The 10321-nt window shown below is 75.9% G+C and carries 10 protein-coding genes; 2 read left to right on the top strand and 8 right to left on the bottom strand.

Features of this window, described 5'->3' with window-relative positions; all coding sequences use genetic code 11:
* On the top strand, positions 1–934 hold a 934-nt coding region (locus tag E1291_RS34055; protein ID WP_207401085.1), incomplete at its 5' end, for a transporter substrate-binding domain-containing protein.
* A gap of 44 nt (positions 935–978) precedes the next feature.
* On the opposite strand, the gene E1291_RS34060 is transcribed toward E1291_RS34055, so the two are convergent.
* Together E1291_RS34060 and hisN are read right to left on the bottom strand one after the other, a co-directional pair.
* Positions 979–1170 carry a tail-anchor membrane protein gene (locus tag E1291_RS34060; protein WP_131742187.1) on the bottom strand — a complete coding sequence of 64 codons (192 nt, stop codon included), beginning with the start codon at positions 1168–1170 and terminating at the stop codon, positions 979–981.
* Between the two features lie 158 nt (positions 1171–1328).
* Positions 1329–2132, bottom strand: coding sequence for a histidinol-phosphatase (gene hisN / locus E1291_RS34065; RefSeq protein ID WP_131742188.1), 804 nt, complete (start codon positions 2130–2132; stop codon positions 1329–1331).
* Between the two features lie 136 nt (positions 2133–2268).
* Between hisN and E1291_RS34070 the strand changes: the two genes are divergently transcribed.
* Positions 2269–3120 carry a hypothetical protein gene (locus E1291_RS34070; RefSeq protein WP_131742189.1) on the top strand — a complete coding sequence of 284 codons (852 nt, stop codon included), beginning with the start codon at positions 2269–2271 and terminating at the stop codon, positions 3118–3120.
* A 4-nt stretch (positions 3121–3124) separates the two neighbouring features.
* On the opposite strand, the gene E1291_RS34075 is transcribed toward E1291_RS34070, so the two are convergent.
* From E1291_RS34075 to E1291_RS44335, 6 genes are all read right to left on the bottom strand, one after another.
* A complete protein-coding gene (locus tag E1291_RS34075) occupies positions 3125–4642 on the bottom strand; it encodes an FAD-binding oxidoreductase (RefSeq protein ID WP_207401086.1) in 1518 nt (505 codons plus the stop codon).
* 135 nt (positions 4643–4777) lie between these two features.
* Entirely contained in the window at positions 4778–5806 is a 1029-nt protein-coding gene (rsgA, locus tag E1291_RS34080; RefSeq protein WP_131742195.1) for a ribosome small subunit-dependent GTPase A, read from the bottom strand.
* Positions 5807–5823: 17 nt separating this feature from the next.
* Positions 5824–7101: a 3-phosphoshikimate 1-carboxyvinyltransferase gene (aroA, locus tag E1291_RS34085; RefSeq protein WP_131742190.1), complete on the bottom strand. Its 1278-nt coding sequence runs from the start codon at positions 7099–7101 to the stop codon at positions 5824–5826.
* Between the two features lie 76 nt (positions 7102–7177).
* Positions 7178–8569 carry a CHRD domain-containing protein gene (locus E1291_RS34090; RefSeq protein WP_131742191.1) on the bottom strand — a complete coding sequence of 464 codons (1392 nt, stop codon included), beginning with the start codon at positions 8567–8569 and terminating at the stop codon, positions 7178–7180.
* Between the two features lie 284 nt (positions 8570–8853).
* Complete coding sequence (locus tag E1291_RS44330; RefSeq protein WP_131742192.1) at positions 8854–9711, bottom strand: anti-sigma factor family protein; 858 nt, start codon at positions 9709–9711, stop codon at positions 8854–8856.
* The gene (locus E1291_RS44335; RefSeq protein ID WP_131742193.1) at positions 9708–10268 is read right to left on the bottom strand and encodes a sigma-70 family RNA polymerase sigma factor; all 561 of its coding nucleotides are present in this window, start codon (positions 10266–10268) and stop codon (positions 9708–9710) included. The genes E1291_RS44330 and E1291_RS44335 overlap by 4 nt, the downstream gene beginning before the upstream one ends.
* Between the last annotated feature and the right edge of the window lie 53 nt (positions 10269–10321).

Consider the following 10321-nt stretch of genomic DNA (forward strand, 5'->3'; position numbering starts at 1 on the left):
CGCCCGGCGGGCGCCGCCCGCGCCGCCGGCGCCGGCGGCCGGGAGGGACCCCGAGGGCCGCCGGTGGAGGCGCTTAGCCGCCCCGCTGGTGGCCGGCGCGCTGCTGCCCGCCGTGGTCCTGGCGGCCGTCCATGTGATGGGGGACGACGCGCGCGGCGGCCATCCCCAGGGCGGCGGGACGATCTCCGTTCCGCCGGGCATGCGCGCGGCCGGGACCTTCACCGTGCTCACCGACGCCTCGTACGCGCCCCTGGAGTTCACCGACGCCCACGGGCTCACCGGATTCGACATCGAGCTGGGGCGGGCGATCGCGGACCGGCTCGGGCTGCGCGTGACGGTGGTCCAGACGACGTTCGACACGCTCATTCCCAAGCTGCTGGCGGGGCAGGGCGACGCGGTGCTGTCCGGCATGACCGACACGCGGGAGCGGGAGCGGACGATCGACTTCGTCGACTACCTCAAGGGCGGGACGAGCCTGCTGACGCCCACCGGCGCCGGGCAGCCGGACGATCTCTGGGTGTGCGGCAAGCGGGTCGCGGTGGTGGAGGGCACGACCCAGAAGGACGACATCGGCAAGAACGGGGCGCTGACACGGAAGTGCCGTGACGCCGGAGAAGCACCGCCGAAGGGGACGGCGTCCCAGAGCGTCGCCGAGGTGCTCGCCGAGATATCGGCCGGGCGCGCCGACGCCGCGCTGCTGGACGCGCCCATGGCCGGATACGCGGCGGGCGGCTCGGGCGGCCGGTTCCAGGTCGCGGGGGCGCCCTCCGGCGTCGTCCCGCTCGGGATCGGGGTCAGGAAGGGCGGTGGACGGCCCGTCCTCGACGCGCTCGCGAGCCTCGTCGCGGACGGGACGTACGGCCGCGTCGCCGGGAAATGGGGGCTCACCGCGCTGACGGAGAGCGGCCCCCGGCTGAACGGCGCCGTGGGCTGAGCGGCGCCGGGCCGGCCCCCGGCGGGACCGGCCCGGCCGCGCGGTCAGCTTCCGAGGCGCTTGCGGCCCTGGGCGCGGACCCGCTTGCGCTGCGACGGGTCCAGCATCAGGTAACCGGCGACCGGCGTCCCGAGGACGCCGAGGATGATCAGCGCGGTCACCCACCAGGGGAAGATGAACAAGGTCAGGAAGCCGACGACGACGCCGCCGACGACGAATTTGGTCTGGGTCGACATCTGGTACCTCCGTTACGGGCCGCCCATCATGACAACGGCCGTCCCGCGACCGCCGTTCCACGATATGTCGCGAGTGCCCCCGGAGGCCAGCGGCGGGCCGCCGCGGGCCGGGAGTCCAGGGAGATCAGCCGCCCGGGGAGGCCAGATGCGCAGGGAGGTCAGATGCGCAGGGACAGCTGGCCGCCGCCGAGGGTCCGCAGGACGTCGGCGTGGAGCCGGCCGTTGGTGCACACCACGCTGCCGCCGTCGGGGCCGGGCACGCCGGACAGGTCGGTGAACATCCCCCCGGCCTCCTCCACGATCACCTGGAGCGCCGCGAGGTCCCACAGCGAGACCTCGGGCTCGCACGAGATGTCGACCGCGCCCTCGGCGACCATCATGTGCGACCAGAAGTCGCCGAACGCCCGCGTCCGCCACACCTCGCGGGTCAGGTCGAGGAACCGGTCGAGCCGGCTCTGCTCCTCCCAGCCGCTCAGGCTGGAGAACGACAGCGAGGCGTCCGACAGCTCCGACACCGCCGACACGTTCATCCGGGTCGCGCGGGTGAGGTCGCGGCCCGTCCAGGCGCCGCCGCCGCGGGCCGCCCACCAGCGCCGGTTCAGCGCGGGCGCCGACACGACCCCCACGACGATCTCGTCGTTCTCCATCAGCGCGATGAGCGTCGCCCAGACCGGGACGCCGCGGACGAAGTTCTTGGTGGCGTCGACCGGGTCGATGATCCAGCAGCGGTTGCCGTAGCCGGTCTTCCCGAACTCCTCGCCGAGCACCGCGTCCCGCGGCCGGGCGCGCTTGAGCGTGCCGCGGATCTGCTCCTCGACGCTGCGGTCGGCGTCGCTGACCGGGGTCAGGTCCGGCTTGGTCTCGATGTCGAGATCGAGCGCGCGGAAGCGCCTGGTCGTGATGTCGTCGGCCCCGTCCGCCAGCACATGCGCGAGACGCAGGTCATCGGAATAGCCCGCCACGGCGTGACACGCTACCGCGAGCGCACCCTGGGCCAACACAGGTGTCCGGCAGGTTACGGCTTTTCGGACGGCCGGGTGGGGCGCGCCGGGGCGGAGTGGGCGGTCCGGAGGCCCCGCAGGTGGCAGCATGGGGCGCATGGCGCACGACCTTCCCGGGTGGGTGGCCGAGCTGACCGACCCACGCCGGGCGCAGACGCTCGACGAGCTCGCCGACCGACTCGTCCCCCTGGCCGAGCACGCCATCGACGTCTCCCGTCGATTGCAGGCGCAGCTCAACGAGCTCAACGACCCGTTCAAGCGGGAGGCCCTGTACGGCCGCGTGGAGCGGCTGAAGGCGCGGGCGGGTGAGGCGCTGGAGGAGATCACGGCGGAGATCGCCGCCTCGGGCGAGGAGCGCATCGAGCGGGTGTGGTCCGACTGGGCGGAGCGGGCGGGGCCGGGGGACCGGGCCGCCCGCGAGCGGGAACTGCGGCGGCGGCTCGACAGCGACGTCGTCCCGGCGCTGTCGAAGCGGCAGCAGGACGTGGCCGAGCGGGTCGCCGCCCGGACGTCCACGGCGCTGGAGGAGGCGACGCAGACGCTGCTGACCCGCGTCGAGGAGCTGGCCAAGGCGGTGACCGACCTCATCCACGAGGTGCTGCCGCTGGCCCGCGAGGGGCTGTCGCTCGCCAGCCGCATCTCCGCGCTGTCGAGCCGGACGCGCAGGTCCGGGCGGGGCGCGATCCCGCCGGAGCTGAAGGAGGCCGGTGCCGAGACGGCGCGGGCGTTCGACGAGGCGGTCGCCCGGCTGGAGCTGGAGTGGGCGGCGCTCGGTGCCCGCTCCGCCGGTGTCCGGGCCGCGCTCCGCGGCGCGGAGGAGAGCGCGTTCAGCCAGGTCACCGAGGAGATGACCCGCTGCGTGGAGGAGCTCGCGCCCGAGCACGTCAAGGCGCTGAACGAGGCGGAGGCCAGGGCGCGCACCCTGTTCGAGGAGCCCTCCCAGGGCTGAGGGCTCAGGCGATCGCCTGGGGGAAGCCGAACAGCCGGCCGGGGTCGTGGGCGGCCTTGACCCGCTCCAGGCGCGCGAGATTGGGGCCGTAGTAGGCGCGGGCCCAGCCGGTCAGGTCGGGGTCGATGTAGTTGACGTAGGCGTTTCCGCCCAGGTACGGCTCCATCGCGGCGTGCGTCCCGCGCAGCCAGGGCGCGTCGGGCGCCAGGTACTGGACGCAGAACAGCGCCGCCCGGTGCGGGAACGCGGTGTCGCCGGGGCGGACGCGGCCGATCGCGCCGCCCATCGCGTCCATGAGCACTGAGCGGTCGGCCACGCCGTTGCCCTGCTCGAAGCGCCGCAGCAGCGCCTCTACGGCCGGACCCGGCAGCGGACGGTACGCGACGTGCGACTTCCCGGCGTAGTCCGTCCGGGGGAAGCGGCCCCCGGGACGCTGGCCGGGCAGCGAACCCTGGCCGTGGCACTGCTCGACGGTGCTCCCTCCACAGCCCGCCATGAACGTCATCGCGTCCAGGTAGGGGCGGCCGCGGGCGCCGGAGTCCACCGGGTCGGCGCCGACGGCGGCGGTGAGCGCCTCCATGGGACGCGCGGCGTCCGCGAGCGCGAAGCCGGAGACCTCGACGCGGGGAGCGGCCCCGCCGGGATCGGTGTCGAGGTGGAGGCTCGTCCACACCTCGTCCGGCGCGGACGGCGCCCAGCGCTGCCAGCCGCCGATCACGCGCGCCGCGCTCGACCAGGGCCAGCGCAGGCTGAACGGCGTCGCCTCGCCCACCTCGTGCACGCGGAAGGTGAACGACACCGCCACGCCGAAGTTGCCGCCGCCACCGCCCCGGCAGGCCCAGAACAGGTCGGCGTTGCGGCCCGCGTCGCAGTCCAGCAGCCGCCCGTCCGCGGTGACGACCTGGACCGACTGAAGGACGTCGCAGGTCAGCCCGTAGGCGCGGGACGTCACGCCGAGGCCGCCGCCCAGCGTCAGGCCCGCCACGCCCACCGTGGGGCAGCTGCCCGCCGGGACGCTCACGCCGTCCCGCGCGAGCCGGTCGTACAGGTCGATCAGCCGCGTCCCGGCGCCCACCCGCGCGCGGTCGCCGTCCCGGGCGACCTCGTCCATCGGGGAGACGTCCACGACCAGCCCCGGGCCGGTGGACCAGCCCGCGTAACCGTGCCCGCCGCACCGCACCGCGACCGGGACCCCGTGCCGGGCGGCGAACCGGACGCAGGCCGCCACGTCGGCGGGCGCCGCGCAGTACGCGACGCCCTGCGGCCGGACGCCGTCGAACCGCGGGATGTAGAGGCGCCGGGCCGCGTCGTAGGACGCGTCATCCGGCCTGACCAGCCGCCCCTGAAGGTCGCGGCCGAGCGCGTTCCAGTCCGCCGGCGCGGGCGGGCCCGCCCGCCGCGACGGCGGCGTGCGGACGGCGCCGCGCGGCGGGGGCGGGCCGCCACCGGAGCATCCCGCGGCGCTCCCGGCCAGCGCCAGGGACCCCAGAACCGCCGACCTGAGCATCGCGCGCCGCTCCATGGGCCCCATTGTCACCGCGTTCCGCCGGAGTATCCGCCGGATCGGCGGCCGGGCGGGCGGGGCACGCGGTCCCGGGCGTCGGAGTCGGCGCTGGGAGCCGGCGCGGGGAGTCCGGGCGGGCGCGGGTGGTCCGGGTCAGGTGTCCCGGGTGTCGGTGGTGTCGGGCTCTCCGTCGCGGCTGGCGAGCAGACGGCGCAGGGAGTCCAGGCGGGCGCGGCTGGCGTGCCCCTCGGCGACCCAGCCGTCCAGGCCGCAGTCCTCCTGGAAGTGGTCGCAGTGCGGCGGGCACCGCTCGGCCGCGCCCGCCGCGAGGTCCTCGAACGCGTTGATCACGTTCTCCGGCTCGACGTGCGCCAGCCCGAAGCTCCGCACGCCCGGGGTGTCGATGATCCAGCCGTCCCCGCCCGGCAGCTCCAGCGCCAGCGCCGAGGACGAGGTGTGCCGGCCCCGGCCGGTGACCGCGTTGACGTGGCTGACCGCGCGCTCGGCGTCCGGAACGAGGGCGTTGACCAGCGTCGACTTGCCGACGCCGGAGTGCCCGACCAGCACGCTCGTGTGCCCGGCCAGGTGATCGCGCAGCTCGCCCAGGTCGCCGCCGCGCCGGGTGACGACGGCGGGAACGCCGAGCGGCGCGTACGCGGCGACCAGCCCGGCGGGGTCGGCGAGATCGGCCTTGGTGAGGCAGAGCAGCGGCTCCATCCCGGCGTCATAGGCGGCCACGAGCTGCCGGTCGATCATCCGGGGCCGCGGCTCCGGGTCGGCGAGCGCCGTCACGATCACCAGCCGGCCGGCGTTCGCGACGATGATCCGCTCGAACGGGTCGGTGTCGTCGGCGGTGCGGCGCAGCGCCGACGTGCGAGGCTCGACGCGGACGATGCGGGCCAGGGTGTCGGGGGCGCCCGACACGTCCCCGACGAGCGCGACGCGGTCGCCGACGACGACGCCCTTGCGGCCGAGCTCGCGGGCCCGCATCGCGGTCACGGGCCGCTCCCCGGCGGTGCCGCCGGCCACCAGGCACCGGTACCGGCCGCGGTCGACCGCGGTCACGAACCCGGTGCAGGCGTCCTCGTGGGCGGGGCGGCGGCGGGTGCGCGGCCGTGATCCGCGGCGTCCGGGCCGCACCCGGACGTCGTCCTCGTCGTAGTCGTGCGCTCGTCGTGCCAGTGGTCCGGTCCCTGTTCTCAGGCGGGCGTCAGCATCGACGCCCACAGCTCCGTGAAGCCTGGAAGTGTCTTGCCCACCGTGCCGGGATTCTCCACCTCGACCCCGGGGACCGCCAGCCCCAGCACCGCCGCGGCCATCACCATCCGGTGGTCGTCGTAGGTGTGGAAGACGCCGCCGCGCAGGGGCCGCGGGCGGATCTCCAGGCCGTCCGGCAGCTCCCGGGCGTCCCCGCCCAGCCCGTTGATCTCGGTGACGAGCGCGGCGAGCCGGTCGGTCTCGTGGCCGCGCAGGTGCGCGATCCCGGTGAGCCTGGACGGCGAGTCCGCCAGCGCGGCCAGCGCGGCGAGCACCGGGGTCAGCTCGCCGACCTCATGCAGGTCGGCGACCAGCCCGGGGAACCGCCCGGCCCCCGCGCCGCGCACCGTCAGCCCGTCCGGCCCGGCCGCGACGTCCGCGCCCATCGCGGCGAGCAGGCCGCGCAGCGCGTCGCCGGGCTGCGCCGTCCCGGCGGGCCAGCCGGGGACGGTGACCCGGCCGCCCGTCACCAGCGCCGCGCCGAGGAACTGCGCCGCGTTCGACAGGTCCGGCTCGATCACCCACTCGCGGGCGCGGATCGGGCCCGGCGCGACGTACCAGGCGTTCTCGGCGGTCTCGACCGTGACACCGGCCTCGCGCAGCATCCGGACGGTCATCTCCAGATGCGGCGCGGACGGCACCGGCGGGCCCTCGTGCCGGACCTCCACGCCCTTCTCGAAGCGCGGCGCCGCCAGCAGCAGGCCCGAGACGAGCTGGGAGGAGCCGGACGCGTCGATCGTCACCGCCCCGCCCGGCACCGCGCCCGTGCCCCGGACGGTGAACGGCAGCGCGCCCCGCCCGCCGTCGTCGATGTCGGCGCCGAGCGCGCGGAGCGCCCCGATGAGCGGGCCCATCGGGCGCTCGCGGGCGCGCGGGTCGCCGTCGATCGCGACCTTGCCGGACGCCAGCGCCGCGACGGGCGGCAGGAACCGCATCACCGTCCCGGCGAGGCCCACGTCCACCATCGCCGGGCCCGCGGGCGCGGCGGGACGCACCCGCCAGTCTCCGCCGTCCTCGCCGACCGGGACGCCCATCTCGCGCAGCCCCTCGGCCATCAGCTCGGTGTCGCGGCTGTGCAGGGGATCGACGATGACCGCCGGTCCCTCGGCCAGCGCCGAGAGGATCAGGGCCCGGTTGGTCATCGACTTGGAGCCGGGCAGCGGCACCGTCGCGTCGACCGGGGTGCGGGCGACCGGGGCCGCCCAGTGCGGAGTGGACATGCCGCTAGATTATCGGGCCGCGCTCGGAGACCGCCCCGGAAAATACTCGGGGCGGTCAGCCGGAGAAGCGGTGCCGTCAGCCGAAGAAGAGGTAGTCGGCCCGGTAGGGGACCCGGGCCGTGGGGCGGGCGGCCGGGTCGCAGGGACCGGACGGGGCGACGCCGCCGGCGGTGTTCAGCCGGAGGATCTGCGTGGTCCCGGCCAGCAGCCCCCGCCCGGCCCCGGCGCGCGTCGCGTCGAGCACGAGCTCGGGAATGTTCCCGGCGCCGTTCGGGGTCTTGATCACGGCCTTGCCGGTGACGGCGCTGCCGTCCGGCGCGGCCCACCGGGGCGGGCCCGCGGGGCCGGGCGCGGCGAAGGTGTGCCGGATGCCGCCCTCCAGGACCGCGGCCACGTTGTCCTGGGTGAAGGCGTAGCCGCCGGCCGCCTGCCGGGTGCACCGGTAGATCTGCACGCCCTGGATCACCGCGGCGGAGGACGCGCGGGGGGCGCGGCCCGTGGCGGGGGCGAGCTGGCCGCGCACGGCGCCGCCGGGGAACTCGGCCGTGTGCAGGTTGGTGTAGAAGCCGCCGGGCTCCGCGGCGATCCGCTGGGAGAGCCCCGCGCTCACCGGCGACATCCCGGCCAGGCCCGTGACGGACGGCGGCAGCCCCGCCGGCGCCTCGAACAGGTCGGCCGCGACCGGGCCGTTCGCCCCCCGCGCGCCCCGGTGCACGTGCCCGATGGTGGGCGGCGCGATCGACGACCAGCTGAAGCCCCACGACAGCATCGCGCCGTGCGGGCGGACGGTTCCGGTCGCGCGGCCGTCGGGGTCGCCGGTCCGCTTGCCGTCGGCGGCCGGGATCTCCTGCGCCCCGTCCCCGATGGACTGCAGGGTCGCGGGCGCGGCGCCGTTCAGCACGCCGTTGAGGTCGGCGGGCCGCGTGAGCCGGTGCAGCTGCCCGCGCACCGCGCCGCCGGGGAACTCACCGGTGTGAAGGTTGGCGTAGAGGCGGCCCGGGTCGGTGCGCAGCTGCTTCAGCGTCGCCTTGTCGGTGATCCGGACGGTGCCGGACACGGCCCGTGCGGTCTTGGGCAGCGCGCCGCCGAAGAAGGGGACCTTGATGGCGCCGTTGGTCCCGGCGGCCCCGAGGTGGATGTGCCCGGCGGTCGGGGCGGCGATGTTCTGCCACCGCAGCGCGTACCAGAGCCGGTCGCCCTGGACGCGCAGCAGCGCGATCGCCGTGCCGTCGCGGTCGCCCACGGCGGGCCCGCCGGGAACGGGCACCTCGTTGCGGCCGTTGAGGCTCGCGGCGAAGTAGACGGCGGTGGCGTCGGCGGGCGCCCCGGCGGCCGTGCCGCCCTCCCCGCCGCCGTGCAGTCCGGGCACGTGGGGCGCGCCGGTGATCCCGGCGGCCGCGACCCCGGCCCCGGCGGCGAGCAGGGCTCCGGCGGCGACCGCGGGCAGCACGATTCTGCGAATGGACATGGTGAATTCCCCTGGTCTCTCGGGTCGTCTCCACCCTCGGCAAGGTGGGCGGCCGCAATGGCCTTTCACCTATTCGCACGGGACGGCAGGCGTGGAGAGTTCAAAAGCCGGGACATTCTTTTTTGTTTTCCCGGCCATTAGCCGGAACGCACGAAAACCGCCCGGGGCGGCATGGGAACCGACCCGGGCGGTACGACTCGCGTACGCTGCGGAGTGCGAGAGGCACGCAACGCGAGGGGCGCGCGACGGTGGCGGGCCGCGCGCGTGCGGCCCGCCCCGACAAGTCAGACGCGAATGGTGAGCAGCGTTCCGCCGCCGTCGATCCGGACCTCCAGGCGGTCGAGATCACCGCGCGCGATTCCGGTGCCGCCGTGCACCATCAGCGGATCGGGCGAGCCGGGCACGCCGTACCCCTTCGCCGGGACCCGCCAGCCGGTGACGATCGTCCGCTCACCGGTGCGGGACACGGCCTCCAGGTGACAGCTCAGCGGCCCCTTGACCCCGCGCAGCTCAAGCCCCACATGGGTGCCCCACCCCTTGCCCTCCAGCCCGGTCACCCCGGACGCGCCGGTGCGCGGATCGCTGGCCTCCCGCCGCTCGCCCCACAGGACCAGCGCCTGCGCGGGGCCGGGGGTGGGGGCGTGGAGACCGTGCCCGGAATGCGGGTCGGCGACCGGTGCGGGCGCGCCGCCGACCCTCGTCCCGACGGCCACGCCGGTGGCGAGCAGGACGGCGGCGGCAGCGGCGCCGATGAGGTAGGTGCCGCGCCGGAACCGGCGCTCGGCGCTCCGCCGCCGGCGCAGCAGGTCGATGACCGGCGCGGCCGCCCGCTCCGCCTCCGTCTCGTCCTGCCCGGCGGTCGCGGAGCCGGGCCCATGGGCGGGCCGGTGGACGGGCTCGTCCTCCGCGGCCCGGGGACGTGGCACGGCGTCCCCGGGGACGCCGCCGTCGCCCGGCCCCGAGGCCGTCTCCAGGAACGGTCCGACGTCGGAGAGAGCCGCGGCCATCCCCGCCATCTCGGCGAGCTCGGCCCGGCACGGCGTGCAGCCGTCCAGGTGCGCCTCGAACGCGCGCCGGTCGCCGTCCTCGAGAAGGCCCAGCGCGTAGGCGCCGACATCGGTGTGCTCCACCTGCGGGCTCATGCCGTCACCCCCCTCTCTTCCAGCGCGACGCGGAGCGCGCGAAGCGCGTAGTACACGCGGGACTTGACCGTCCCCACCGGGATCCCGAGGACCTCCGCGGCCTGGTTCACCGTCCGGTCGCGCAGCACGGTCTCGGTCAGCACCTGGCGGTGGGCGGCCGACAGCGACGACAGGGCCTCGGCCACCACGACCCTGTGCAGCAGGCCGTCCATCTCGTCCGCCATCGGCAGGTTCTCCAGCGGGCCGTCACCGACCTCCGGCGGCCGGACCTCGCGGTACCGCCGATCGTCGATCACGATACGCCGGGCCACCGTGGCGAGCCAGGGCATGAGCGAGGCGGTCCGGGCGTCCAGCCGGTCAACGTTGCGCCACGCCCTGATCATCGTCTCCTGGACGACGTCCTCGGCCCACGGGCGGTCGCCGCCGGTCAGCCGCAGCACGAAGGCGAGCAGGGGCCGGTGGTACTCGTGATACAGCCCGGTGACGATCGCCTCGTCGCCGGGACGTGCGGCCGGGCCGGCGGGCGCCGGCGCCGGTCCGGGCGTCCAGCCGGTCAACGTTGCGCCACGCCCTGATCATCGTCTCCTGGACGACGTCCTCGGCCCACGGG

Source organism: Actinomadura roseirufa (assembly GCF_900659635.1).
GTDB lineage: Bacteria > Actinomycetota > Actinomycetes > Streptosporangiales > Streptosporangiaceae > Spirillospora > Spirillospora roseirufa.

What these genes read in the sequence shown, in the direction of transcription:
- E1291_RS34060 (WP_131742187.1), bottom strand. Translation starts at nt 1,170, where the DNA reads ATGTCGACCCAGACCAAATTCGTCGTCGGCGGCGTCGTCGTCGGCTTC.
- E1291_RS34070 (WP_131742189.1), top strand. Translation starts at nt 2,269, where the DNA reads ATGGCGCACGACCTTCCCGGGTGGGTGGCCGAGCTGACCGACCCACGC.
- E1291_RS34075 (WP_207401086.1), bottom strand. Translation starts at nt 4,642, where the DNA reads ATGGAGCGGCGCGCGATGCTCAGGTCGGCGGTTCTGGGGTCCCTGGCG.
- aroA (WP_131742190.1), bottom strand. Translation starts at nt 7,101, where the DNA reads ATGTCCACTCCGCACTGGGCGGCCCCGGTCGCCCGCACCCCGGTCGAC.
- E1291_RS34090 (WP_131742191.1), bottom strand. Translation starts at nt 8,569, where the DNA reads ATGTCCATTCGCAGAATCGTGCTGCCCGCGGTCGCCGCCGGAGCCCTG.
- E1291_RS44330 (WP_131742192.1), bottom strand. Translation starts at nt 9,711, where the DNA reads ATGAGCCCGCAGGTGGAGCACACCGATGTCGGCGCCTACGCGCTGGGC.